Raw genomic sequence first — 25,078 nt, forward strand, 5'->3', positions numbered from 1 at the left:
GAGCGCCGGGACTCAGCCGACCGGCACGAACCGCACGACCGTTCCCGGCACCGCCTGCGCCGCGGCGGCCAGATCGGCCTCCCGGACCACCGCCACGACCGGGTAACCGCCCGTCGTCGGATGATCGGCCAGGAACACCACCGGGCGCCCGTCCGGAGGCACCTGGACCGCACCCAGAACCATGCCCTCACTCGGCAGCTCGCCGGTCACGGACCGCTCCAGGGGCGGGCCCTCGGTGCGCAGGCCGATGCGATTGCTCGACGGGGAGACCCGGTACGCGCGCGTGGCGAACGTCTTCAGGGCCGCGGGGGAGAACCAGTCGTGCCGCGGTCCGAGCCGGACCCGCAGCACGAGTTCGTCCGGCGGGCCCGGCCACGGCGGAACGTCGACGGGACCCCGCGCGGCCCGCTCCGCGCCCAGCGGCAGCACCGCCCCGTCCGCCAGCGGAGCCGGGCCGAGCCCGGACAGCAGGTCGGTGGAGCGGCTGCCGAGGACGGGCTCCACGGCGACGCCGCCGCCCAGGCCGACGTAGCCGCGCAGGCCGCGCACCGCGGCGCCGACCTCGAGGAGCGCCCCGGCCCCCACCCGTACCGCAGTACCCCAGGCCACCGGCCGGCCGTCCACCCTGACCGGGCACGGCGCGCCGCCCACCGCGACCGTCACCGCGCACCGGGGCCGCACCGCGCACCCGTTGACGGTGGTCTCGAGCACCGCCGCGTCCTCCGGGTTGCCGACCAGCCGGTTCACGAGCCGCGCCGCCCCCGGATCCAGCGCCCCCGAGCGCGGCACCCCGAGGTGCGCGTAGCCCGCGCGCCCGAGATCCTGCACGGTGGTCAGCGCCCCTGCCCGTACGACGGCGAAGGCACGATCGGTCATCGGCCGTCCACCACGAAACGGACCCGCGTGCCCGGCGTGAGCAGCGCGGCGGGCTCCCGCGCGGTGTCCCACAGGACCACGTCCGTGGTGCCGATCAGTTGCCAGCCACCGGGGGAGGAGCGCGGGTACACGCCCGTGTACGGCCCCGCGAGCGCGACCGAGCCCGCCGGGACGGCGGTGCGCGGAGTCGCCCGGCGCGGCACCTCGTACGCCCCGCCCAGGCCCGTGAGATAGCCGAACCCAGGCGCGAAACCGCAGAACGCCACCCGGAAACCGGTGCCCGAGTGGATCCGCACGGCCGCCTCCACGGAGACGCCCCACAGCGCGGCCACCTCCGCCAGATCGGGACCGTCGTAGCGGACCCGCACGTCGACCGCCCGCTCCACGCGCGCGTGGAGCGGCGGGATCGTCCACTCCCGCAGCTCCCGGGCCAGCACGTCCGGGGCGTCGATCCCGTCGAGCAGCACCGTCCGCGCCGCCGGCACGATCTCCCGTACGGGGGGCAGCGCACCGCCCGCCCGGCGTCGCAGCAGCTCGGCGTGGAACGCCTCCGTCGCCTCCCCGGTCGCGAGTTCGACGAGGAGCGCCCGCTCGCCCACCCGGAACACCCGGCGCGCTCTCATACGAACGCCTCCACCCGTACGCCGGCCGCCTCCAGCTGGGCACGGACCCGCCGGGCGAGACCCACCGCGCCCGGGGTGTCCCCGTGCAGACAGAGCGACCGGGCCCGGACGGCGACGGACCGCCCGCAGTGCGAGGTCACCACCCCGAACCGGGCCATGGACAACGACCGTTCCACGACCTCCGCCGGATCCGTGACGACGGCTCCCTCCCGCCCCCGTGGCAGCAGGGAGCCGTCCGCCGTGTAGGCCCGGTCCCCGAAGGCCTCCGTGACGACCGGAAGCCCGGCCTTCCCGGCCGCCTCGTGCAGCCGAGACCCCGGCAGCCCGAGCACCGGAAGCCGCTCGTCGCCGCCCCCGAGCAGGACCCCTTCGACGACCGCCCGCGCCTGCTCCTCGTCACGGACCACCCGGTTGTAGAGCGCGCCGTGCGGCTTGACGTACGACACCCGTGAGCCGGCCGCCCGCGCGAAGACCTCCAGGGCGCCGATCTGATAGGCGATCTCGGCCGCCAGCTCGTCCGCCGGGACGTCCATCGAGCGCCGCCCGAAGCCGGCCAGATCGCGGTAGGACACCTGGGCCCCGATCCGTACCCCGCGCGCCGCCGCCCGCTCGCAGACGCGCCGCATGGTGACCGCGTCCCCGGCGTGGAAACCGCATGCCACATTGGCGCTGGTGACCACCGAGAGCAGCGCGTCGTCGTCGGTCAGCGTCCAGCGGCCGAAGCCCTCTCCGAGGTCGGCGTTGAGGTCGATCGAGGCCCAGGTCATGGTGTCGGTTCCTTCCGTCCCTGGTCGTGCGGGTGGTACGGGTCAGACGGCGACGCGGTACCGCGCGTCCGGTACGTCGGTCACGAACATCCGGCCCGGCGCGTGGGTGATCGCGAACGGCGGTCGCGAGGCCGTCACGGCCGCCTGCGGGGTCACCCCGCAGGCCCAGAAGACCGGTACGTCCCCCGGCTCCGCCGCCACGGCGTCCCCGAAGTCCGGGCGGTCCAGGTCCCGGATGCCCAGCGCCGCCGGATCGCCCGCGTGCACGGGGGCGCCGTGGACGGCGGGCAGCAGACCGCTGATCCGTCGGGCCGTGTCGACGAGGCCCGCCGGGACGGGGCGCATGGAGACGACCATCGGCCCGTGCAGCCGCCCGGCGGGCCGGCACGCGCGGTCGGTGACGTACATGGCGACGTTCCGGCCCTGTTCCACATGGCGCAGGGGCACACCGGCCTCCGCGAGCGACGCCTCGAAGGTGAAGCTGCAGCCGATGAGGAACGACACGAGGTCGCTTCGCCAGTACGCCGTCACCTCGGTCGGTTCGTCGACAAGTCGCCCGTGCTCCCAGACGCGGTAGCACGGGATGTCCGTCCGCAGATCGGCACCGGGGGCCAGCTCCGTGGTCCAGGAACCGGCGTCGGTGACGTCGAGGACGGGGCACGGACGGGGATTGCGGGTGCAGAACAGCAGCACGTCGTACGCCCAGTCAGCGGGGACCGAGATCAGATTGGCCTGGGTGTGGCCCGGAGCCCAGCCGGCCGTGGGGCCGGTGGCTCCCGCCCGGGCACGCGCGCGTGCGGCGCGCGGATGGGCGACCGCGGTGGCGCTCATGCCAGTTCCTTTCCGCGGGTCTCCGGCAGTCCGAGCAGCGCCAGGACGGCGAGTCCGTAGCCGATGGCCCCGAAGACCAGCGCGCCGCCGACGCCCCAGCTTTCGGCGAGGAATCCCACCAGGGTGGGGAAGACGGCGCCCACCGCGCGCCCCGTGTTGTACGTGAAGCCCTGGCCCGTGCCCCGCACCGCCGTCGGGTACAGCTCCGCCAGGAAGGAGCCGAAGCCGCTGAAGATGGCCGACATGCAGAAGCCGAGCGGGAAGCCGAGGACGAGGATGAGCGTGTTCGCCCCGGAGGGGATGCTGGTGTAGGCGACGATGCAGAGGGCGGAGAGAACGGCGAACAGGGCGATGTTCTTCTTCCGGCCGAGCCGGTCGGTGAGGTAACCCCCGGTCAGATAGCCGATGAAGGCGCCGGAGATCAGGAAGGTCAGGTAGCCGCCCGTGCCGACCACGGTGAGGCCGCGTTCGGTCTTCAGGAAGGTCGGGACCCAGGTCGCCAGGGTGTAGTAGCCACCCTGCACACCGGTCGACAGCAGCACCGCGAAGAGCGTGGTGCGCAGCAGCGACGGCTTGAAGATGGCGGTGAACGAGCCGCGTTCGGTGCTCGCGCGCCGCACCTCGGCGGCGTGCGGGGCGTCCTCGACGTTCCGCCGGACGTAGACGACCAGGAACGCCGGCAGGGCGCCGGTCCAGAACATGACCCGCCAGGCGGTGTCCGCGTCGACGAACTGGAAGACCAGCGTGTAGACGATCACGGCGAGCGCCCAGCCGGCCGCCCAGGCGCTCTGGACGCCGCCGAGCGTACGGCCCCGGTGCTTGGCGGAGGCGTACTCGGCGACCAGGATCGCACCGACCGCCCATTCGCCGCCGAAGCCGAGGCCCTGGAGGGCGCGGAAGACGAGCAACGTCTCGTAGTTGGGCGCGAATCCGCACAACACGGTGAAGAGCGCGTAGGTGATGACCGTGATCATCAGCGCCTTCACCCGCCCGATGCGGTCGGCGAGGATGCCGGCGAGCGCGCCGCCGATCGCCGAGACGACGAGGGTGACCGTGGTCAGCAGGCCGGTCTGGCCCTTGTCGAGGCTGAAGTAGGCGGCGATGGCCACCATCGACAGCGGCAGAGTGAAGAAGTCGTAGGAATCCAGGGCGTATCCGCCGAAAGCGCCGCCGAAGGCGCGCCGACCGCGTGGCCCGAGGGCCCGCAGCCAGGCGAACGCGCCCGTGTCGTCGGGCCGTTCGCCCTGGGTCTGCTGCTGGGTCTGTGTCGTGCTCATCTGCACCTCGCAGAGGGGGAGGAGCGTGCCTGAGGACGTACTGAGGGACCGTGCGGTGTCGAATAACGTAGAGGATCGTTCAACGATCCGACAAGAGGCGTGTTGTCTCGTTCTTGCTTCTACGATGGACTCCGCTGACTCGGGCGCGGCCGACGGAGGGAAGGAGCACGGTGAGCGGAATCGACGAACTCGCGGACGACCGAGCCTTGTTGAGCAGGACGAGTACGGCGGAACGGGTCGCGGACATCCTGCGGACCCGGATCGCCGAGGGCTTCTTCCCGCCCGGCACCCGGCTGTCGGAGGACAGCATCGGCGGTGCGCTCGGTGTGTCCCGCAACACACTGCGCGAGGCGTTCCGGCTGCTCACCCACGAACGGCTGCTCGTCCACGAGCTCAACCGGGGCGTCTTCGTCCGAGTGCTCGCCGTCGAGGACGTCGCCGACATCTACCGCACCCGGCGCCTTGTCGAATGCGCGGTCGTGCGGAGCCTCGGCGAGCCGCCGTTCGACCTCGACGGCCTGGTGGGCGCCGTCGAGGAGGGCGAGAAGGCGGCCCGTGCGGCGGACTGGACGGGCGTCTCCACGGCCAACATCCACTTCCATCGCGAACTGGTCGCGATGGCGGGCAGCGCACGCACCGACGAACTGATGCGCGGCGTGCTCGCCGAACTCCGCCTGGCCTTCCACGTCGTGGACGACGCGCGCGGACTGCATCAACCCTATCTCGTACGAAACCGGGAGATTCTGGACGCCCTGCTCGCCGGAGAACGCGCCACGGCGGAGCGGCTCCTCGCCCGCTACCTCGACGACTCCCGCACCCGGATCGTCGAGGTCTACGCGAAGGCGGTCGACGACCCGGCGGTCACCGACGCCTGAGCGGCCCGTCGCGGCGCACCGGAGAGCAGCCGGGGACCGGGGCGGAGGCGGTCGCATCTGCGCCGTTTCGACCGTTGTCAGTGCGAGGACCTAATCTGTGCACCGTGACTTCGCCTGTCTCGACGGACCTCGCTCCGCCCCAGCTCAGTGCGGCGCCGCGGCCCGCGCCGGGCCCGGCCGCCGACGAAGGGCTCGCGCGGCGCCTCCGCGCGCTCGCGTGCACCGCCCCGCTGCACGACCTGGACGCGCGCAAGGCGAACCTGGCCGGCGAGTACTCGGTCTACGCCATGGCCGAGGTGGCCCTCGCCGCCATCGACCTCGTCACGCTCAACATGGACTTCGACACCGGCGCCGATCACGAACAGATCGTCGCCCGGCTCCTGCCCCGCGTCGCCGCCCAGGCCCCCACCCGCCCCGCCGCCGAGCACGAGCGCGTCGCCCGGTGGGTCCTGGAGAACCTGATCAACGTCGGCAGCGTCGACCGCGGCTTCCGCGCCGTGTACGGCACGTTCGGCGCCGACGGCGTCTACACCCGGCGTGACTACGACTTCAAACTCCTCGAAGAGGTCCCCGGCCCCGGCGGCAGCGTCTACCTCCGTACGACCGACGAAGCGGTCAACGTCCTCGTCGGCGCCCTCGACACCGACGTCACCAGCGCCCAGATCGCCGCCGAGGTGAAGCTGGAGGTCCTGATCAGCCGGGGCCGGCTCGCCGACGCACAGCTCGCCGCCGAGCAGGCGCGCTACCGCACCGTGCAGTACGCCGAGACCCTCCGCAAGACCCTGGAGGCGACCCGGCGCAACGTCCGCGCCGTCGACTGGCTCAGCGCCGTCCCCGACATGATCGCCGAGGCGCTCGACCACGTCGCCGACCGCTACCGCCACGAGAACGCGATCCTCACCAACATCCGCAAGGCCCGTGACGAGGCCGAGGACCAAGAACACAAGCGCCGCGCCGCCGAACTCGTCGACATCGTCAAGGACTGCATCCGCCGGCACACCCAGCTCCAGTCCCGCCTCCTGGAGGCCGGGCCGCTGTTCCGCGCCGAGCAGGACCGGCAGGCCTTCGCCGCGCCCACGTCGTACACCGGCATAGACCTGTACGGCCAGCTCGTCGCGCCGCTCCTGCCGCTCCCCGTCGAACAGGCGACCAAGGTCACCGACGCCTTCTTCGCCAAGGGCACCGGACTGCGCACGCCCGTGTCCGTGCGCGTCGGCGACCTCGTCGACATGCTGCTCACCCCGCCCGTCGAGCGGGAACACCTCGGCGCCGAGATGCCCGAGCCGGACCTGATCGCCACCCCCGACGACAGCCGGTTCAGCGAGGAGCAGCTGGCGAGCGCGATGGAACTGCTCGACCTGGAACACGACGCCCCGCGCCGCCTCTCCGGTCTCCTCGCCGACGCCCGCCGCCGCGACCCGGACCTCCCGTACCTGGTCGCCCTCCTCGCCGTGCACGCCGCCAGCCCTCCGGTCGGCACGGCCTACCGCCAGGGCGAGGAGCGCCTGCTGTTCGCCGTCGACGACGGCACCCCCCTCGACGACCCGGAGTTCGGCGGCGCGGACCTGATAGTGGGTACGGCTCTGCTGGACGCGGCGGGCATGGCGGCGGACCGCACGGAGGCATCATGAACGGCCCCGCGCCGATGCACGACGGGCCGCTGTCGTCGCCTGCCGCGCAGCGCACGGCGACAGCCACGGGTCCCGCCGCGACCCCCGCGTCGCCCAAGCCCGGGCCCCTGACCTCGGACGAGTCCCCGGCCACCGCCCTGGACCGGACCGCGACGACGGATGCCGGGCCGGCCGCGAGCCGTGGACCGGCTCCGGAGCTGGAGGGGAACCAGACTCCAGGCCGGGACGGGAACGAGGCTCCGGGCCGGGAGGGGAACCAGGCTCCAGGCCGGGAGGGGAACGACGCTCCGGATCCGGCCTCGCAGTCGGCGTCGGACGAGTCGCCCGCAGGTCCGGCCCCGCGGTCCGGTGCCGACGAGTCGCCCGCAGGTCCGGCCCCGCGGTCCGGTGCCGACGAGCCGCCCGCTCACGATCCCGCAACGGCTACGGCTACGGCTACGGCCCCGCGCCGGGCGCGCGTGGGCGCCGTGCCCGTCGCCGAGCCCGTTCGGCGGAGCCCCGCTCCCTCTGTGCGGGCCATCCGGCTGACGGACGAGGCGCCCGCTCCGGCACCGGTCCGCCGGCCCGCCGTGAGCGTCACGCCCGTACGCCTGCCGCTGCCCCGACCCGACGCAACACCGACCACCCGTACCGAGGAGCCCCAGCCGTGAGCGAACACCACGCAGAGCACGCCGACGCGTGGAGCGAGCCGGAGCCCCCGCAGACCGCCGCTTCCGCGGCCGTCACCCCGGCGGACGCCGCCGACGCCGCCCGGCTGGTCTCCTTCGGGCTCCAGCCCAAGCTGCTGCCCGCCCGCGACGCCGAGTACGCCGAACTGCTCCGGCGCTACCGCGAGGACCCCGCCTTCGCGCGCCTCGCCGACGCCGTCGCCACCGGCCTCGGACTCATCGTCCTGGAGGTCTCCCCGCGCGCCGGCATGGTCGTCACCGCGGGCGAGGACTCCGTCTTCGCCGTCCGCATGGGCGACTACGCCCGTCGCGCTTCGACCGACTCCGCCGACCGCTTCCTCCATGGCCTCGCCCACCTCGCCGTCGCCGCCATGGCGTTCCCGCGCCCCGAGGACCTCGCCGACGACGGCTACATCGGCCGCCTCACCGTCAACGGCGTCGACGCCTTCGTACGACAGGCCTGCCGCCGCCTCGAAGAGCGCGCCGAGGAGCAGGGCGTGAACACCGACCCCGCCTCCGACGCCCCCGGCCTGGAGGCCGCCTGGCGGATCTACGCCCGTCGCAGCGCCACCGGCGCCACCAAGGACGCCCGCCGTCTCGCCGGCTCCACCACCGGCATCGTCGGCAAGGCCGTCGCCTTCCTCACCGACTCCGGCTTCCTCCAGCGCACCGGCGACGACGCGGGGGGCGCCTACCGCACCACCGCCCGCTACCAGCTCCAGGTCCGCGACATGGCCGGCAGCGCCGCCATGGCCGAGCTTCTCGACCTCGGCATCGTCCCCGTCAGCGACGGCTCCGCCAGCCTGGTGCCGCCGCCCGAGGGTGACGACCTGGAGCTCGCCGCCGACGCCGGCCTGCCCTTCCACGCCTGACCGCGTCGTCACGACCCACATCACGACCGCCCAGCCACGACCGCCTCACCACCGAACCAGTCGACGAGAGTCCGCCGCCATGTACGAGTTGTCCCGGGTCCGCCTCTACTCCATCGGTCCCGCCGGTGCGCGTTACGCCGACACCGTCCTGGACCTGCGCGGAGTCGGCGCCCCCGTGCCACAGCCCGCCCCCACCCAGGCGGAGTTCTTCGAGGAGGAGCCGGTCGGCCCGCCGCGCCGCCCCGCCCCCGCGGGCGTCCTCTTCCTGGAGAACGGCGGCGGCAAGTCCGTCCTCCTCAAGCTGATCTTCTCGGTCATGCTCCCCGGCCACCGCAACACCCTCGGCGGCGCCAGCTCCGGCGTCCTGCGCAAGTTCCTGCTCGCCGACGACTGCGGTCACGTCGCCCTGGAATGGCAGCACACCCTCACCGGCGAACTCGTCGTCGTCGGCAAGGCCAGTGAATGGCGCGGTCGCCAGGTCTCCAACGACCCCCGGAAGTTCGCCGAGGCGTGGTATTCGTTCCGCCCCGGGCCCGGCATGAGCCTGGACTCGCTGCCGGTCGCCGAGTCGACCTCCGTACGTCCGTCCGTCGAGGGCGCCTCCGGCGCACGCGGCCGCCGCCGCACCATGAAGGGCTTCCGGGACGCCCTCACCGAGGCGGGCAGGGTCTACCCCCACCTGGAGGTGTACTGGGAGGAGATCCACGACCGCTGGAACGAGCACCTCGGCGAACTGGGTCTCGACCCCGAACTCTTCCGCTACCAGCGGGAGATGAACGCCGACGAGGGCGAGGCCGCCGGCCTCTTCGCGGTCAAGAAGGACTCCGACTTCACCGACCTGCTCCTGCGGGCGGTCACCGACACCCGCGACACCGACGGCCTCGCCGACCTGGTCAGCGGCTTCGGCAACAAACTCGGCCGGCGCGCCGAACTCACCGCCGAACGCGACTTCACCGCGGGCTCCGTCGATCTCCTCGGCCGCATCGTCGAGGCCGCCGAGACCCGTACACGCGCGCGTGAGGTCCATGCCGCCGCCGAGCGCCGCACCCGCACGCTCGCACGCAAGCTGTCCGTCCGGGCCTCCGAGGAACGCGGCCGTGCCGCCGAACTCGCCCAGCAGGTCACCTCGGCCGCCCACGCCGTCTCCGAGGCGGAGGCCGCGCGCGGCCGCGGCTCCCTCATCGCCGCCGAACTCGCCTACCGCCACGCCTCCCTGGCCCTGGCCGTCGCGGAGAAGGGCGCCGCGTCCCAGCGGCGTGAGCTCACCGAGGCCCGCACGCTCCACTCCGCCTGGCAGGCCACTGAGGCCGTCCTGCGGCACCGCGCCGCCGGCGACCGCTCCACGCGCGTGGCGGCGGCGATCCGCGAGGCCGAGCGGGACGCGGCCCCGGCCCTGGCCGCCCGCGCCAAGGCCGCCGCCGATCTCGTACGGGCCCTCGCCGCCGCCGCCGCGGAGGGTGAGCGCCACGCGGCGGAGGAGGAGGAACGCTCCGCGGCTCTCCAGGAGGCCGGCGAGACCGCCCACCGGGACGCCACCGCCGCCGCGACCGATGCCCAGCGCGCCCGCAGCGAGGCCGGACACCTGCGCCAGCGCCTCGCCGAGGTCGAGCAGGAGACCGCTGAGGCGGTACGGGCCGGATGGCTGGACGACTCGGCCCCCGACGCCGACCCGGCCCGCGCCGCCCTGGCCGCCAGCGACGCCGAGAAGACCACGGTCGCCGCCTGGGACGCGGCCCGCGAGGCCGCCCGCACGGCGGCCGACCGCGCCCGCGAGGCCGCCGCCGCCGAGGCCCGCGCCGAACTCGCGGCCGCCCGCGCCACGGACGCGGCCGAAGCCGCCGAGAACGCCTACGACGCGGAACGCCGCGCCGCCGAATCCCTCGCCTCCGACGAACGCCTCGCCGAACTCCTGAGCCTCCCGAGCACGGGTTCCTCCGTGCCGGGCCAGCGCGCGGGCGACGGCGCGAGCGGCAGGACGACCACCGGCGGCCCCCCGGGCCCGCAGGTCCCCGCGCAGTACCCGACCGCCCCCGGCTCCACCGGGCCCGCCACACCCGAGGCCCATGACGCCGACGGCGCCGACACCGACGGCGCCGACACCGACGGCGCCGGCTCCGCCCACGACAGCGCGGTTCGGCCGGGCCACCCCGGCGCCCCGGGCCCGGAGACGCCCGGCGCCCACGCCCCCGGGGCCGCCTTCGGGCTCGTCGCCGACCCGGTCGCCGCCCCCCACGGTCCCCTCACCGTCACCGAGTTCGACCGGTACGCCGATGACCTGCGGCGCATGCTCGAACAGTCCATCGCCTCCGCCGAGCGCAACCTCTTCGACCTGCGGACCGCCGCGGCCGACGACGCCCGCATCCTCGGGGCCCTCGGCGACGGCGGGCTGCTGCCGCCCGGCCCCGACGTGCTCGCCACCGTCGAGTACCTCGGCGAACACGGCATCCCGGCCCTACCCGGCTGGCGCTACCTCGCCCAGTCCGTCGACCCCGCCGACCACGCCGCCGTCCTCGCCGCGCGCCCCGAACTGGTCGACGGCGTCGTGATCACCGACCCCGTCTCGTACGCCCGCGCCCGCGAGGTGCTGGGCTCGGCCGCACTGCTGCCTCGCTCCGCCGTCGCGGTCGGCACGGCCGCCGCCCTGCTCGCGCCCGTCCCCAGTCCCGAATCCGGCGACGACGCGGGAGTCTTCCTCGTACCGCCGAACCCCGCCATGCACGACGAGCACGCCGCCGACGAGGAACGGCACGCCCTGCGGGCCCGCGCCGCCGCGCGCGACGAGGAGATCCGTACGCTCGCCGCCCGCCTCACCGGCGACCGTTCGCTCGCCGCGCGGATCGGCTCCTGGCGCGCCGACTGCCCGCCCGGCATGCTCGCCGAGCTCGCCGCCGGCGCCGCCACCGCGCGTGAGACCGCGGAGGCGGCCGCCGCCACGCTCGCCGAGGCCCGGACGGTCCGCGCGGAGGCCGACGAGGCGGCCGCCGACGCCGCGCGCGTGCGGGACGAGCGCCAGGAGGCCGCCCAGCGCGCCCGCCGCGTCGCCGACGCGCTCGCCGGCCTCGCCTTCCGACTGCGCGAGCGCTCCGCCTGGCAGGCCAAGCTCCGTGAACTGGCCGACGACGCCGCCGAATCCGAGGCCCGCGCGCAGACCTGTCTGGAGCGCGCCCGCGCCGCCGACGAGGACCGCCGCGCCGCCCAGCGCGCCGCCGACGACGCCCACCGCACCGCCCGCGCCCTGCGGGCCGAGCGCGCCGAGATCGCCGGCGCCCCCGACCAGCTCCCGGAGCCGGACGCCGACGCCCCGCGCGCCGCGCTGCCGACGCTCCGCGAGGCGTACCGAGCCGCGTCCCAGCTGTACGAGAAGGTCGGTGTCGGCGCCGACCTGCGCGCCGAACAGGCCCGCGCCGAGAGTGACGAGTCCGCCGCCCTCGCCGAGCTCGACCGCCTCACCAACAAGGTCCGTACCCGCGCCGAGCAGCTCCTCGAGTCCACCGACGGCGCCGACGGCCCCTCCCGCCAGGCGGCGGCGGCCCGCGCCGAGTCCCTGGTCCAGATGCTGGAGACCCGGGCCTCCGAGGCGAGCGAGAAGCTCGGCCGGCTCCGCGGCGAGGCGGAGCGGCTGGCCCCCGAGGACGGCGAGGCGCACACCGAGCTTCCCGAGGACCTGATCCCCGCCGACGCCGAGCACGCCCAGGCTCTGCTCCGTACCGCGACCGCCGAACTCGCCTCCCGTACCGACGCGCTGGAAGCCGCGCGCACCGCGCACGCCGGCCTGTTGCGGGCCCACCGCGCCGCCGAGGACGCCGCGGGCGGCTTCGACGAGACGGCGGCGCTCCTGCGCGACCTGCTGCGCGACCACGCGGAGGAGGAGCGGCAGGAGACCGAGCCGTACCCGGGCACCCTCGAGGAGGCCCGGCAGGCCGCCGCCGAGGCCCGGCGCTCACTGCGCGGCTGCGTCGCCGAGCTCTCGGCGGCCGACGCCTCGGTGCGCGAGGCGAGCGACATCCTCGTCCGGCACGCCAACTCCACCCGGTACGAACAGGTCCGCACCCCCGCCCGGCAGCAGATCCGCGAACTGCCCGCGGCCGCGCTGCCCGAGCACGCCGCGAAGTGGGCCGAGGCGTTCGCGCCCCGGCTGCGCGTCCTCACCGACGAGCTGGAGCAGTTGGAGCGCAACCGCGACTCGATCGTCGACCGGCTGCGCGGTCTGGTGGAGTCCGCGCTGGCGACGCTCCGCTCCGCGCAGCGGCTCTCCCGACTGCCCGAGGGGCTCGGCGAGTGGTCGGGGCAGGAGTTCCTGCGCATCCGCTTCGAGGAGCCGGACCAGGCCACGCTCACCGAGCGGCTCGGCGAGGTCATCGACGAGGCGACCCGCGCGGCCGTCAAGAAGAACTCCGACCTGCGCAGGGACGGCATGTCCCTGCTGCTGCGCGGGGTGCAGGCGGCGCTCGAACCGCGCGGCATCGCGGTCGAGATCCTCAAGCCCGACGCCGTGCTCCGCGCCGAGCGCGTTCCGGTCGGGCAGATGGGCGACGTCTTCTCCGGCGGCCAGCTGCTGACCGCCGCCATCGCCCTCTACTGCACGATGGCCGCGCTGCGCTCCAACGACCGGGGCCGCGACAAGCACCGCCACGCGGGCACCCTGTTCCTCGACAACCCGATCGGCCGGGCCAACGCCACGTACCTCCTGGAACTCCAGCGGGCGGTCTCGGACGCGCTGGGCGTCCAGCTCCTCTACACCACCGGTCTCTTCGACACCACCGCGCTCGCGGAGTTCCCGCTCGTCATCCGGCTCCGCAACGACGCGGACCTGCGGGCGGGGCTGAAGTACATCAGGGTCGAGGAGCACCTGCGGCCGGGCCTGCCGCAGCAGAGCACGGAGGGGGAGACCATCCACGGCGAGATCACGGCGACCAGGATGTTCCGCCGCACGCCCGAGGAAGACCCGCGGCCGACGCCCGCGGACCAGCCGACGGACCAGCCGGCCTCGGTCGTGACCGGCAGATCAGGGCCGGACCGGCCCTAGTGGGTCCCCCGACCCCCACCGCACGAGACGTACCGACCGCAGGACGAACGGCCCGGCCCCCCAAGGGGACCGGGCCGTTCCGCACGCGTCGACTCAGACCGCGTCATCTCAGGCCGCTTCCGGCAGCCTCGCCGTCTCCGTCCGCCGTATGTCCGTGGCACCGTGCCCCGGCTCGCCCTCCGGCGCCTGCGCCGTCTTCCGTGCCTGGCGCCGCTCACGCCGCAGCTGACGAGCCGTACTGCTCGGCTCCGACACCACGCCGTTCCGCTGCCGCCACACCTGTCGCGTCACCCACACGTCGAGCACGCTCCAGGTCGCGACGACCGTGCTGGCCACCGAGGTGAGCAGCATCGGAAAGGCGAGCCACGAACCGCTGACCGCGGCGAAGAAGGCCACCATCGCCTGTATCAGCGTCACCGACGTGAGCAGTACGGCTCGTACGGCGGCGGTACGCACCGGATCGGGCATCCGGCGCCGGCCCTTCTCGTCCTCCACCCACAACTGACGCGACGACCGCGCCTCATGTTCCATGGTTCTGTCACTCCCCACCGCTGAACGTCTCCCAGGGTGGCTGCTGCCCGTCTTGAGCCGCTTTACGCGGACACAACCCCCCGTTACAGAATGACGATCGACAGAGGGAAAAGGTTTCACCTCCGCCGTCACCGGAACGAATAATTCCAGCCATCCGTGCAGCACGGCGAGGTGACCTCCGGCCAGGTGTCCTCCACCACACCGGCGAATGCCAACTCCCCGAATACCAGGACATCTCATGATCAACGCTCACTCGGGAGGCTGAAAATCGCACGGACATGCCTTCGAGTTGGCTGTGATGCAGTAGTAGGCTCGCGCAGCCGTTTGTCGAATGTGAAGGTTGACGCCGCGTGTTGACGCTCGCGCGTCGACGAGGAGGACCTCCGCGCCGGGCGGGGGCCGAGCTGGGGGAGGCCATGCGCTTTCGCGGGAAGTCCATCCGCCGGAAGATCGTGGCGTTGCTGCTCGTGCCGCTCCTCTCCCTCACGGGCCTCTGGGGTTTCGCCACGACACTCACCGGCCGCGCGGCCGACCAGCTCCTCGACGTCGGCTACATCGTCGAGAAGGTCGGCTACCCCCTGGAGGACACCGTCCGTGTCATCCAGAAGGAACGCCGCCAGTCACTGATCTATCTCGCCGATCCGCGCGCCTCCGACGCCCTCACCACCCTTCGCGAGCAGCGAGAGGCCACCGACCGGCAGATCGCCCGCATCCGGACGAACGCCGCCGACTCCGGCGTACGCGAAGAGATGCGCCCCGTGACCTCCCAGCGGCTCACCTCCCTGCTCGCAGCGCTCGACGGTCTCGACTCGCTGCGCCGCTCTGTGGAGAACCGCAGCATCGGCCGGATGCAGGCACTCGACTTCTACAACCGGCTCGTCGACCCCTGCTACGGCTTCCTGTTGACCCTCCACGCCCTCGAGAACGTGGAGATGGACAAGCAGGGACGCGCCCTCGTCGGCGTCGTCCGCGCCCGCGAACTCCTCTCCCGCGAGGACGCCCTGGTCATGTCGGCGCTCATCGCCGAGCGCGTCACGGCCCCGGAGATCCGCGCCATCTCCGACCTCATCGCGAACCGCAAGCAGTTCTACGACGTCAGCCTCGAAGTCCTGCCCACCGCCGAGCGCGAGCGGTTCGAGCGCTACTGGGGCAGTCCCGACACCGAGCCGCTGCGCCGTGCCGAGGAGGATCTGGTCCTCGCGGGCGCGACCGAGAACCCGCGCACCATCACCGCCGAGCGCTGGGCGGAACGAGCGAACCCGGTCCTCGACGACCTGGCCCGCGAGAACACCGAGGCGGGCGACCGCTATCAGGACCGCGTCCAGCCGGCCGCGTACAGCGTGCTGCTCAAGGCCGGCGTCGCCGGCGTCCTCGGCTTCCTCGCGCTGCTCGTCTCCGTCGTCGTCTCCGTCCGGGTCGGCCGCGACCTCGTCCGTGACCTGCGCCGGCTCCGCAAGGAGGCCCAGGAGGTCTCCGGCGTCCGCCTGCCCAGCGTGATGCGCCGGCTCGCCGCCGGTGAACACGTCGACGTCGAGACCGAGGTGCCGCACCTGCGGTACGAGGAGGACGAGGTGGGCCAGGTCGGCCAGGCCCTCAACACCCTCCAGCGCGCCGCCGTCGAAGCGGCCGTCAAGCAGGCCGACATGCGCCGCGGTGTCTCCGAGGTCTTCGTCAACCTCGCCCGCCGCAACCAGGTGCTGCTCCACCGCCAGCTCACCCTCCTCGACACCATGGAACGGCGCACCGAGGACACCGAGGAACTCGCCGACCTGTTCCGTCTCGACCACATGACCACCCGTATGCGCCGCCACGCCGAGGGCCTGGTGATCCTCTCCGGCGCCGCCCCGTCCCGCCAGTGGCGCAAGCCCGTCCAGCTCATGGACGTCGTCCGGGCGGCCGTCGCCGAGGTCGAGGACTACGAGCGGATCGAGGTCCGGCGCCTGCCCCGCCTCGGCGTGGGCGGCCCGGCCGTCGCCGACCTCACGCACCTCATCGCCGAACTCCTCGAGAACGCCACCGTCTTCTCGCCGCCGCACACTGCCGTGCAGGTCCTCGGCGAGCGGGTCGCCAACGGCTTCACCCTCGAGATCCACGACCGCGGCCTCGGCATGGCCCCCGACGCCCTGCTCGACGCGAACCTCCGCCTCGCCGAGACCCCCGAGTTCGAGCTCTCGGACACCGACCGCCTCGGCCTCTTCGTGGTCAGCCGGCTCGCCCAGCGCCAGAACGTCCGGGTCTCACTACAGCCCTCGCCGTACGGAGGGACCACCGCGGTCGTCTTCATCCCGGCCACGCTGCTCACCGACGCGCCCGAGACGCAGGGCGCGGGCTTCCGCCTGGACCGCAAGAGCCTCGACCGGAAGGGCGGCCCCGAGCACGGGAAGGGCCCGGGCGACCCCGCCGAGCTGCCGGCCCGGCGCGCGGCGCTCACCACGGTGCCGCACGGCGGTTCCCTCGACGGCGCGCACGACGGCCCTCTCAACGGCCCCGTCGAGCTCGAAGCGCCGCTCGGCGCCGCCGGATTCGACGACCTGCTCGACCGGTCCGCCGACCTGCTGGACACCGAGAGCGAGCGTGGCGGCCTCTTCCGCGCCCGCGACCCCCGGCGCCGCGGCGGTCTCGCACCCGCGCCCGACGGCGATCAGCACCAGCAGGCCTCGGACCCGGCGGCCCACCAGGGACCCGGTTCCGGCCCCGGCCGGACTTCCGGCCAGGCACCCGGTCGCGGACCCGGCCGGACCCGTGACGACCGGACGCGTGAGGACCGGACGCGTGACGAGGCGCGGGGCGGCGGTCCCGTACCGCTGCCCCGGCGCCGGCCCCCGACGCTCGTCGTCGATCACGGCCGCCGTATCGACGAGCCGGGCCGCGCCCACCCCGCGTCCGCCCAGGAGACCGGAGGCGCCATGGCCCCGCAGACTCCGCCCGTGTCGGAACGCGGCACTCCGCCGCTGCTGGTCCCCGTGCCGCCCGAAGGCTCCGTCGCACCCGAAGGCTCCGTAACGTCCGACGGCTCCGTCGCACCCGACGGCCGCGCGCCGTTCGGCGGGCTGCCCCGCAGGGTTCGCCAGGCGAGCCTCGCGCCCCAGCTGCGCGAGACGGGCGAACGCACGGACGAGCGGGCGGCGCGGGCTTCCACCCGCCGGACCGACGCGGACTTCGAGCGCGACGCCGAGGAAGTGCGCAGCCGCATGGCATCGATGCAGCGCGGATGGCAGCGCGGGCGACGGCAGAACGACGAGACGACAGCACCAGGAACGACACCCGAGGGGGACGGTCGATGACCGCACCGAACGCCGCAGCACCCAGCACCTCCGGAAACGGTGAGCTCAACTGGCTCCTCGACGAGCTGGTCCAGCGGGTCGGATCCATCCGCAAGGCCCTGGTGCTCTCCAGCGACGGGCTCCCCACCGGCGCCTCCGCCGACCTGACCCGCGAGGACGGCGAGCACCTCGCCGCCGTCGCCTCCGGCTTCCACAGCCTCGCCAAGGGCGTCGGCCGCCACTTCGAGGCGGGCAGGGTCCGCCAGACCGTCGTGGAACTGGAGGACGCCTTCCTCTTCGTCACGGCGGCCGGCGACGGCAGCTGCCTGGCCGTCCTCGCGGACGCCGAATCCGACGTCGGCCAGGTCGCGTACGAGATGACGCTGATGGTCAAGCGGGTCGGAGCCCACCTCGCGACGGCGCCTCGGTCGGGTCCGGCCGCCGGAGGATGAGTGGGGGGACGGTATGAGTGACGCAGACCAGCAGGACCAGGACTGGGCCCCGGACCAGGGCCCGGACCAGGGGCCGGAACGGCCCCACCACTGGTTCGACGACGAAGCCGGGCCGGTGGTCCGTCCGTACGCGATGACCCGTGGCCGGACCAGCGCCGCCACCCGTCACCGCCTCGACCTGATCGCCCTGGTGGTGCCGGAGCCGGCGGCCGACGACCCCGGCCGCGACCAGACGCTCTCCCCGGAGCACGTGGAGATCGTCGAACTCTGCTCCGACACCCCTCAGTCGATCGCCGAACTCGCCGCCGGACTCGATCTCCCGGTGGGTGTCGTACGCGTCCTCGTCGGCGATCTCGTCGAGGACGAACTCGTCCATGTGACCCGCCCCGTTCCGCCGGCCGAGCTGCCGGACGTGAGCATTCTCCGCGAGGTGATCAATGGCCTTCGGGCGCTCTAGCCGCAAGAAGCCGCTCGTCGAACCGGTGACCCTGAAGATCCTGGTCGCGGGCGGCTTCGGGGTCGGCAAGACGACCCTCGTCGGCGCCGTCAGCGAGATCCGGCCGCTGCGCACGGAGGAATTCCTCAGCGAGGCGGGGCGGCCCGTCGACGACGTGAACGGCGTGGAGGCCAAGTCGACCACCACGGTCGCCATGGACTTCGGACGCATCACCCTGCGGGAGGACCTGGTCCTCTACCTCTTCGGCACACCCGGCCAGGACCGCTTCTGGTTCCTCTGGGACGAGCTGGCGCAGGGCGCGCTCGGGGCGATCGTCCTCGCGGACACCCGGCGCCTGGAGGACAGCTTCGCGGCGATCGACTACTTCGAGCGGCGTGGAATCCCCTTCACGGTGGCGGTCAACTGCTTCGAGGGCGCCCAGCGATTCCCGGCGGAGAGCGTGCGCGGGGCGCTGGACCTCGACCCCGAGGTGGAGCTGCTGATGTGCGACGCGCGCGACCGCGAATCCGTGAAGAACGTTCTGGTGGCGGTCGTCGAGAACGCCTTGGTCCTGGCGGCGGACCGCACGCCCGCACCCGCCGCGACCTGAGGCGGTCGGAGCTGTCACCCGAGCCGCTCCGCACCCGCCGCCACCTGAGGCGGCCGGGGGCCGTCATTCGCGCCGCCGGGGGCCGTCGGCTGAGAACCGTACGGCCCCTTTCCGCGTCCTTCCAGGCGGCACGGGCGGCCGGGACCCACGGGGGTGGCCCCGACCGCCCCTGCCGGACCGGTCTCAGTGCCCGGCCACCGACCGCCGCGCCACCAGGAAGTCGAAGAACGTGCTGGGGAACGGCTCCGGCTTGAACGTGAAGTGCCACCACTCCTCCGGCAGGTTCACGAAGCCCTGCTCCGCCAGCGTCGACCGCAACAGCTGCCGGTTGGCCCGCTGGGCCCCCTGGATCCGCCCGTCGTCGGTGTGCGACAGCGTGTCGAAGCAGTCGAAGCCCGTGCCCATGTCCACCGAGTTGTCGGGGAAGCGCTCGGCCCGCGGCGCGTAGCACTCCACCAGGGGCTCGCCCGGCACGTACGGCCGCGTGGGCTCGGCGGGCAGCTTCACGATCGTCAGATCGACCGTCGAGCCGCGGCTGTGCCCGGACTTCTCCGCGATGTAACCGTCAGCGAACAGCCGCGACTTCTCGACCAGCGGATAGAACTCCTTCTTCATCCGCTCGTCGTCGAGATCCTTCGCCCAGCGCACGAAGTGGTCGACGGCCCGCTGCGGGCGGTAGCAGTCGTAGACCTTCAGCGAGTAGCCCCGCGCCAGGAGCTTCACCTGCGCGCGGTGCAGCGCCTCGGCGGCGGGACGGGTCAGGATGCACAGCGGCTGGCGGTAGCCGTCGATCGGCTCACCCACGAAGTTGTGTTCCGTGGTGTAGCGCATCTCCTGAATGATCGTCCGGTCCACCGAGCTCAGCGCCACGAACTCCTTCGGAGCCTTCGGCTCCGGCGTGGCCCGCGCGGACGGTACGGCGACGGACGGTACGGCGGCGGTGACGGCGAACAGACCGGCCACGGCCAGCGCGCCGAGGGTACGGAAAGCGGAAGCAAGTCCTGTCATGTGCACCGTCTATCAGGTTCCACGGGGCGCGGGAAAGAGTGATCGCATACGGTCCTGCCGTGAAGGACTCCCACTGCTCCGCCTGCGGCGCCCCCTACGGCGAGGCCGCCCGCTGGCCCCGTACCTGCTCCGCCTGCGGCTCCGTCGCCTACCGCAATCCGCTGCCCGTCGCCGTCGCGCTCCTCCCCGCGACGGACGCCGCCGGTACCGGACTCGTGGTCATCACCCGCACGATCGAACCCCGCCGGGGGCACGTCGCCCTGCCCGGCGGCTTCATCGACCACGCGGAGGACTGGCGTGACGCCGTCGTCCGCGAGCTGCGCGAGGAGACCCGGATCGAGGCGCCGGCGGACGAGGTGCGCCTCGCCGACGCGCTCAGCTCCCCGGCCGGACATCTTCTCCTCTTCGGCCTCCTCCCGCCCCGCTCCGCCGCCGAACTGCCGCCCTCCGCCCCCACGGACGAGACGAGCGGCTGGCACCTGCTGCACGCCCCGGCGGAACTGGCATTCCCCCTCCACACAGAGGCCGTACGGCGCTGGTTCGGGGGACTGTACGGCTGAAGGCCTCCCGCCGCTCCCGGAGCCGGGGCCCGCCTCCCGCCGCTCCCGGCGCCCGTGCCGCCCCGGCGCCGAGGCCGACCGCGCTGCCCGCGGAGCTGAAGGCCGATGACCCGATGACACCCACCCACCCCGCGCACCGCCCCTCACCCCTCGGCACCCCGCACCCGGACCGGAAGCTCCACCTCCCGCACCCCGTCGTCCGTCACCCGCTCCACCACCACCCGGCCCTCCACCCACCGCGACGCGTACCGCTCGATCTCGGCCGCCTCCCAGCCGTCCCCGGTGTCCCGCACGACAAGCCCCCCACCGCTCCGCCCCACCGCAGGCGCCCAGACCTCCAGCTCCAGCTCGTCACCCCAGCCCCGTACCGGAATCACCGCACCCGCGCGCGCGAGCACCGGAACGCGGGACAGCGGCGCGTCCACAAGCACCTGCCCCGGCCCCTCGTACGCCCGCCCCGTCGCCGTGTCGTACCAGCGACCCCGCGGTAGCCGCACCGCACGCCGGTCGGCGCCCCGGGACAGGACCGGCGCCACGAGCAGCGCGTCACCGAGCAGGAACGCGTCCTCGCAGTCGCGCAGCGCCCGGTCCTCCGGCGCTCCCCACCACACCGGCCGCACGTACGGCGCCCCGGTCAGCTGGGCGAGCCGCGCCAGGGTGACGAAGTACGGCCGCAACCGCTCGCGTTCGGCCAGCGCCACGCGCGCGTGCGCCAGGACCTCCGGACCGAACTCCCACGGCTCGCGCCGCCCCGCGTCGATCGCCGCGTGCGTACGGAACAGCGGCAGCCACGCCCCCAGCTGGAACCAGCGCAGGAACAGCTCCGGGGACGGATCTCCGTCGAAACCGCCCACGTCGGGGCCCGAGTACGGCACCCCGCACAGCCCCAGCCCCAGAACCAGCGACAGCGACGCCCGCAGGCCGGGCCACCCGGTCGACACGTCGCCCGACCAGGTCCCGCCGTAGCGCTGCATCCCCGCCCACCCCGAGCGGGAGAAGAGGAACGGCCGCTCCCCGGGACGCAGCCGGCGCAGCCCCTCGTACCCGGCGCGGGCCATGGTCAGGCCGTACACGTTGTGCGCCTCGCGATGGTCCCCACCGCGGCCCTCCAGCGCGTGCCGGGCCGAACGCGGCAGCGTCTGGTCGCCGAAGGGGGCGAAGGAGACCGGCTCGTTCATGTCGTGCCAGACGCCGGAGAAGCCCTGCGCGAGCCGCTCCTCGTACAGACCGCCCCACCACTCCCGTACCGCCGGATCGGTGAAGTCGGGATAGGCGCACTCGCCCGGCCAGACCAGCCCGCGCACCTCGTCGCCCCGCGCCTCCCGTACGAACGCCCCGGCGGCGGTCCCGCTGTCGTACACCGCGTTCCCCGGCTCCGCCTTGACGGCCGGGTCCACGATCGACACCAGCCGAACCCCCTCCTCCCGCAGGTCGGCCGCGAGCCCCGGCAGATCGGGAAACCGCTCACGGTCCACCGTGAACACCTGGTGCCGGTCGTAGTGGTCGATGTCCAGATGCAGCACGGACAGCGGCAGATCCCGTTTGCGGTAGCCGTCCACCACCCGCCGCACCTCCCGCTCGCTTCCGAACCCCCACCGCGCGTGCTGCGGCCCCAGCGCCCACGAGGGCGGCAGTGCCGGAGCCCCCGTCAACGCCGCCCAGCCGTGGAGCACGCGCGCGGGAGTCCCCACCACCACCCAGCAGCGCAACGGCCCTCCGTCCATGCGGAGCTCGCTGGTCCCCGGCCGGTCATGCCCGGAACCCGCCCCCTCCTCACCTTCGGTGAGTGTGACCCGGCCGTCCCAGGAGTTGTCGTGGAACGCCAGATGCGTACCGGCGTCCGAGACGACGAACTGCACCGGCATGGTGATGTACAGCGGATCGTCGCCGGGGGAGAAGCTGCCGTGCGGATCGGTGTTCCACAGCCGGTACGAACCGTTCCGCAGGCGCGGCCCGCCCGAGCGACCGCCGAGACCGAAGAACCGCGCGTCCGCGGGCACCTCACTGCGCTGCACCCAGCGCGCCGGACCGCCGGCGACCGGCTCCCACCACCGCGGCGGCAGGTCCCGGCGCAGCACCACCCCGCCCGGCGTCCGGACCTCCACCGCCCCGTGTCGTGACACCGCGACCGTCACCCGCTCCGAAACCACCCGCCAGCCGCCGTCCGTGTCCGGCTCCAGCGCCGCCCGCCCGTCCGGCTCGGGCGGCTCGCCCGCCAGCGCGTACGAGGGAAGCGGCTCCGCCCCGTCCCACCCCCAGAACACCGTGCCCCCGGCCGACACACTGATCCGCAACTGCGAGCGGGCGAAGTGGACGGTTCCGCCGCCCGGCCCGGGAACCGCCTCGCCGACCGGCCCCGGCACCCGGGCCCGCTCCCTCCCCCTCGGCGGCAGCCCCAGCGCGTCCGCCCGCCGCTGCCGCCACGCCGCACGCACCGCCCGCAACCCCTGCACCGATCCGAACACCTTCACCGAACGCACCAGCTCACGACCGTCCATGCCGCTCACCCTGCCATCGGGCAACCCGCGAGCGAGGTCCGTTCAACTGCCGTTCACCCGTGGTGGGAGCACATATTCAGCTACCGGACCATGGGCGGCGAAACCTGGTGCGAAAGCCGCTCCCATGGCATCGTCCCTGTCAGCCGCGTCACGCGCACACCCCGCACGTGCGCGCGACCCACGCAGACCCCGCGTACGCCCAGGGAGCCGCCCCATGACATCAGCGCACACCGAGCCGCTCTGGCAGCCGGACGAGGAACGCGTCGCCGCCGCCGCGGTCACCCGTTTCCAGTCCTGGGCCGCCGAGCACCACGGAGCCCCGGCCGAGGGTGGGTACCCGGCCCTGCACCGCTGGTCGGTCGAGGAGCTGGAGTCGTTCTGGCAGGCCGTCGCCGAGTGGTTCGACATCCGATTCGCCACGCCGTACGAGCGCGTCCTCGGCGACCGGTCGATGCCGGGCGCCCAGTGGTTCCCCGGAGCCACCCTCAACTACGCCGAGCACGCCCTGCGCGCCGCCGCCGAACGCCCCCATGACCCGGCCCTGCTCCATGTGGACGAGACACATGAACCGCGGCCGATCAGCTGGGGCGAACTGCGCCGCCAGGTCGGCTCGCTCGCAGCGGAGCTGCGCGCCCTGGGCGTCCGGCCCGGTGACCGGGTCAGCGGCTATCTGCCCAACATCCCCGAGGCCGTCACCGCTCTGCTGGCCACCGCCGCCGTCGGCGCGGTCTGGACCTCCTGCGCGCCGGACTTCGGAGCGCGCAGCGTCCTGGACCGCTTCCAGCAGGTGGAGCCGGTGGTCCTGTTCACGGTGGACGGCTACCGCTACGGCGGCAAGGAGCACGACCGCCGCGACACCGTCGCCGAACTGCGCGCCGAACTCCCCACCCTCCGCGCGGTCGTCCACATCCCGCTGCTGGGCACCGAGGCGCCCGAGGGCGCCCTGGAATGGTCGGCCCTCACCTCGGGCGACATCGACCCGGTCTTCGAGCACGTCCCGTTCGACCACCCCCTGTGGGTCCTGTACTCCTCCGGCACGACGGGCCTGCCCAAGGCGATCGTGCAGTCCCAGGGCGGCATCCTGATCGAGCACTTCAAGCAGCTGGGCCTCCACTGCGACCTCGGGCCCGAGGATGTGTTCTTCTGGTACACCTCCACCGGCTGGATGATGTGGAACTTCCTCGTCTCCGGCCTGCTCACCGGCACCACCGTCGTCATCTACGACGGCAGCCCGGGGTACCCCGACACCGCCGCCCAGTGGCGGGTCGCCGAACGCACCCGCGCCACCCTGTACGGCACCTCCGCCGCGTACGTCATGGCCTGCGCGAAGGCCGACGTCCACCCGGGCCGGGACTTCGACCTCTCGGCGGTCACCTGTGTCGCCACCACCGGCTCACCGCTCCCGCCCGACGGCTTCCGCTGGCTGCACGACGAGGTCCGCGAGAACCTGTGGATCGCCTCCGTCAGCGGTGGCACGGACGTCTGCTCCTGCTTCGCGGGCGCCGTCCCGACCCTGCCCGTGCACATCGGCGAACTCCAGGCTGCCGGCCTGGGCACGGACCTGCAGTCCTGGGACCCGTCGGGCAAGCCGCTGATCGGCGAGGTCGGGGAGCTGGTCGTCACCAACCCCATGCCGTCCATGCCGATCCACTTCTGGAACGATCCCGACGGCAGCCGCTACCGCGACAGCTACTTCGAGATGTTCCCCGGCGTCTGGCGCCACGGCGACTGGATCACGATCACCGACCGCGGCTCCGTCGTCATCCACGGCCGCTCCGACTCCACCCTGAACCGCCAGGGCGTCCGCATGGGCTCGGCCGACATCTACGAGGCCGTCGAACGCCTCCCGGAGATCCGGGAATCCCTCGTCATCGGCCTCGAGGAGCCCGACGGCGGCTACTGGATGCCCCTCTTCGTCCACCTCGCGGAGGGCGCGACCCTGGACGACGCGCTGATCTCCCGTATCAAGCGGACGATCCGCACCGAACTCTCCCCGCGCCACGTTCCCGACGACATCATCGAGGTCCCCGGCATCCCGCACACCCTCACGGGCAAGCGCATCGAGGTCCCGATCAAACGCCTCCTCCAAGGCACCCCCCTCTCCAAGGCCGTCAACCCGGGCTCGGTCGACAACCTGGCTCTCCTCGCCTTCTACGAGAACCTGGCCACGACCCGCCGCACATAGCCGTCCGCACCCCGCGGCGCGAAGCCGCCGCGCCGCGGGGGAACGGGGGCGGAGCCGCCGTGCTCGTCAGAGTTTCGGGAGGGGGCGGG

At 73.6% G+C, this 25,078-nt stretch carries 18 protein-coding genes; 10 read left to right on the forward strand and 8 right to left on the reverse strand.

Annotated features, from left to right (window positions below):
• Positions 1-12 precede the first annotated feature (12 nt).
• Genes ABZY12_RS30060 through ABZY12_RS30080 form a run of 5 tightly spaced genes read right to left on the reverse strand, consistent with a single transcriptional unit; the run spans position 13 to position 4,374 of the window.
• Positions 13-876, reverse strand: coding sequence for a biotin-dependent carboxyltransferase family protein (locus ABZY12_RS30060; protein WP_356895822.1), 864 nt, complete (start codon positions 874-876; stop codon positions 13-15).
• Positions 873-1,499, reverse strand: coding sequence for an allophanate hydrolase subunit 1 (locus ABZY12_RS30065; protein WP_356895824.1), 627 nt, complete (start codon positions 1,497-1,499; stop codon positions 873-875). Before ABZY12_RS30065 ends, ABZY12_RS30060 begins: the two co-directional genes overlap by 4 nt.
• Complete coding sequence (locus ABZY12_RS30070; protein ID WP_356895826.1) at positions 1,496-2,266, reverse strand: 5-oxoprolinase subunit PxpA; 771 nt, start codon at positions 2,264-2,266, stop codon at positions 1,496-1,498. The genes ABZY12_RS30065 and ABZY12_RS30070 overlap by 4 nt, the downstream gene beginning before the upstream one ends.
• Before the next feature lie 42 nt (positions 2,267-2,308).
• Positions 2,309-3,097 carry a putative hydro-lyase gene (locus tag ABZY12_RS30075; RefSeq protein WP_356895828.1) on the reverse strand — a complete coding sequence of 263 codons (789 nt, stop codon included), beginning with the start codon at positions 3,095-3,097 and terminating at the stop codon, positions 2,309-2,311.
• A complete protein-coding gene (locus tag ABZY12_RS30080; RefSeq protein WP_356895830.1) occupies positions 3,094-4,374 on the reverse strand; it encodes an MFS transporter in 1,281 nt (426 codons plus the stop codon). Before ABZY12_RS30080 ends, ABZY12_RS30075 begins: the two co-directional genes overlap by 4 nt.
• Before the next feature lie 170 nt (positions 4,375-4,544).
• Here ABZY12_RS30080 and ABZY12_RS30085 point away from each other — a divergent pair, with 170 nt between their 5' ends.
• The 4 genes from ABZY12_RS30085 (at position 4,545) to ABZY12_RS30100 (ending at position 13,446) form a co-directional block, all read left to right on the forward strand.
• Complete coding sequence (locus tag ABZY12_RS30085; RefSeq protein WP_356895832.1) at positions 4,545-5,249, forward strand: GntR family transcriptional regulator; 705 nt, start codon at positions 4,545-4,547, stop codon at positions 5,247-5,249.
• Between the two features lie 104 nt (positions 5,250-5,353).
• The gene (locus ABZY12_RS30090) at positions 5,354-6,880 is read left to right on the forward strand and encodes a hypothetical protein (protein ID WP_356895834.1); all 1,527 of its coding nucleotides are present in this window, start codon (positions 5,354-5,356) and stop codon (positions 6,878-6,880) included.
• Positions 6,881-7,526: 646 nt separating this feature from the next.
• Positions 7,527-8,420: a hypothetical protein gene (locus tag ABZY12_RS30095; protein WP_356895836.1), complete on the forward strand. Its 894-nt coding sequence runs from the start codon at positions 7,527-7,529 to the stop codon at positions 8,418-8,420.
• A 79-nt stretch (positions 8,421-8,499) separates the two neighbouring features.
• On the forward strand, positions 8,500-13,446 hold the full coding sequence (locus ABZY12_RS30100; protein ID WP_356895837.1) for a hypothetical protein: 4,947 nt from the start codon (positions 8,500-8,502) through the stop codon (positions 13,444-13,446).
• A 108-nt stretch (positions 13,447-13,554) separates the two neighbouring features.
• On the opposite strand, the gene ABZY12_RS30105 is transcribed toward ABZY12_RS30100, so the two are convergent.
• Positions 13,555-13,977, reverse strand: coding sequence for a hypothetical protein (locus tag ABZY12_RS30105; RefSeq protein WP_356895839.1), 423 nt, complete (start codon positions 13,975-13,977; stop codon positions 13,555-13,557).
• Positions 13,978-14,393: 416 nt separating this feature from the next.
• Here ABZY12_RS30105 and ABZY12_RS30110 point away from each other — a divergent pair, with 416 nt between their 5' ends.
• The 4 genes from ABZY12_RS30110 to ABZY12_RS30125 are packed head-to-tail and all read left to right on the forward strand — an operon-like array spanning position 14,394 to position 18,738.
• The gene (locus ABZY12_RS30110) at positions 14,394-17,261 is read left to right on the forward strand and encodes a nitrate- and nitrite sensing domain-containing protein (protein ID WP_356895841.1); all 2,868 of its coding nucleotides are present in this window, start codon (positions 14,394-14,396) and stop codon (positions 17,259-17,261) included.
• A complete protein-coding gene (locus tag ABZY12_RS30115; RefSeq protein ID WP_356895843.1) occupies positions 17,258-17,692 on the forward strand; it encodes a roadblock/LC7 domain-containing protein in 435 nt (144 codons plus the stop codon). Before ABZY12_RS30110 ends, ABZY12_RS30115 begins: the two co-directional genes overlap by 4 nt.
• Before the next feature lie 13 nt (positions 17,693-17,705).
• Positions 17,706-18,149 carry a DUF742 domain-containing protein gene (locus tag ABZY12_RS30120; protein ID WP_356895845.1) on the forward strand — a complete coding sequence of 148 codons (444 nt, stop codon included), beginning with the start codon at positions 17,706-17,708 and terminating at the stop codon, positions 18,147-18,149.
• Positions 18,130-18,738 carry an ATP/GTP-binding protein gene (locus tag ABZY12_RS30125; RefSeq protein ID WP_356895847.1) on the forward strand — a complete coding sequence of 203 codons (609 nt, stop codon included), beginning with the start codon at positions 18,130-18,132 and terminating at the stop codon, positions 18,736-18,738. The genes ABZY12_RS30120 and ABZY12_RS30125 overlap by 20 nt, the downstream gene beginning before the upstream one ends.
• Before the next feature lie 183 nt (positions 18,739-18,921).
• Here ABZY12_RS30125 and ABZY12_RS30130 read toward each other — a convergent pair whose 3' ends face one another.
• Entirely contained in the window at positions 18,922-19,746 is an 825-nt protein-coding gene (locus tag ABZY12_RS30130; protein ID WP_356895849.1) for a M15 family metallopeptidase, read from the reverse strand.
• 59 nt (positions 19,747-19,805) lie between these two features.
• Here ABZY12_RS30130 and ABZY12_RS30135 point away from each other — a divergent pair, with 59 nt between their 5' ends.
• A complete protein-coding gene (locus ABZY12_RS30135; protein ID WP_356895851.1) occupies positions 19,806-20,306 on the forward strand; it encodes an NUDIX domain-containing protein in 501 nt (166 codons plus the stop codon).
• A 143-nt stretch (positions 20,307-20,449) separates the two neighbouring features.
• On the opposite strand, the gene ABZY12_RS30140 is transcribed toward ABZY12_RS30135, so the two are convergent.
• Positions 20,450-22,804 carry a glycoside hydrolase family 31 protein gene (locus ABZY12_RS30140; RefSeq protein WP_356895852.1) on the reverse strand — a complete coding sequence of 785 codons (2,355 nt, stop codon included), beginning with the start codon at positions 22,802-22,804 and terminating at the stop codon, positions 20,450-20,452.
• A gap of 214 nt (positions 22,805-23,018) precedes the next feature.
• Here ABZY12_RS30140 and ABZY12_RS30145 point away from each other — a divergent pair, with 214 nt between their 5' ends.
• Positions 23,019-24,989 carry an acetoacetate--CoA ligase gene (locus ABZY12_RS30145; RefSeq protein WP_356895854.1) on the forward strand — a complete coding sequence of 657 codons (1,971 nt, stop codon included), beginning with the start codon at positions 23,019-23,021 and terminating at the stop codon, positions 24,987-24,989.
• The last annotated feature ends 89 nt before the right edge of the window (positions 24,990-25,078 follow it).

The sequence above is a fragment of the Streptomyces sp. NPDC006551 genome (assembly GCF_040611675.1).
Taxonomy (GTDB): domain Bacteria; phylum Actinomycetota; class Actinomycetes; order Streptomycetales; family Streptomycetaceae; genus Streptomyces.

Bases quoted from the DNA above. Each gene is read 5' to 3' on its own strand.
- ABZY12_RS30120 (WP_356895845.1), top strand. From the start codon at position 17,706: ATGAGTGACGCAGACCAGCAGGACCAGGACTGGGCCCCGGACCAGGGC.
- ABZY12_RS30105 (WP_356895839.1), bottom strand. From the start codon at position 13,977: ATGGAACATGAGGCGCGGTCGTCGCGTCAGTTGTGGGTGGAGGACGAG.
- ABZY12_RS30145 (WP_356895854.1), top strand. From the start codon at position 23,019: ATGACATCAGCGCACACCGAGCCGCTCTGGCAGCCGGACGAGGAACGC.
- ABZY12_RS30065 (WP_356895824.1), bottom strand. From the start codon at position 1,499: ATGAGAGCGCGCCGGGTGTTCCGGGTGGGCGAGCGGGCGCTCCTCGTC.
- ABZY12_RS30080 (WP_356895830.1), bottom strand. From the start codon at position 4,374: ATGAGCACGACACAGACCCAGCAGCAGACCCAGGGCGAACGGCCCGAC.
- ABZY12_RS30060 (WP_356895822.1), bottom strand. From the start codon at position 876: ATGACCGATCGTGCCTTCGCCGTCGTACGGGCAGGGGCGCTGACCACC.
- ABZY12_RS30100 (WP_356895837.1), top strand. From the start codon at position 8,500: ATGTACGAGTTGTCCCGGGTCCGCCTCTACTCCATCGGTCCCGCCGGT.
- ABZY12_RS30070 (WP_356895826.1), bottom strand. From the start codon at position 2,266: ATGACCTGGGCCTCGATCGACCTCAACGCCGACCTCGGAGAGGGCTTC.
- ABZY12_RS30140 (WP_356895852.1), bottom strand. From the start codon at position 22,804: ATGGACGGTCGTGAGCTGGTGCGTTCGGTGAAGGTGTTCGGATCGGTG.
- ABZY12_RS30130 (WP_356895849.1), bottom strand. From the start codon at position 19,746: ATGACAGGACTTGCTTCCGCTTTCCGTACCCTCGGCGCGCTGGCCGTG.
- ABZY12_RS30075 (WP_356895828.1), bottom strand. From the start codon at position 3,097: ATGAGCGCCACCGCGGTCGCCCATCCGCGCGCCGCACGCGCGCGTGCC.
- ABZY12_RS30125 (WP_356895847.1), top strand. From the start codon at position 18,130: ATGGCCTTCGGGCGCTCTAGCCGCAAGAAGCCGCTCGTCGAACCGGTG.
- ABZY12_RS30110 (WP_356895841.1), top strand. From the start codon at position 14,394: ATGCGCTTTCGCGGGAAGTCCATCCGCCGGAAGATCGTGGCGTTGCTG.
- ABZY12_RS30115 (WP_356895843.1), top strand. From the start codon at position 17,258: ATGACCGCACCGAACGCCGCAGCACCCAGCACCTCCGGAAACGGTGAG.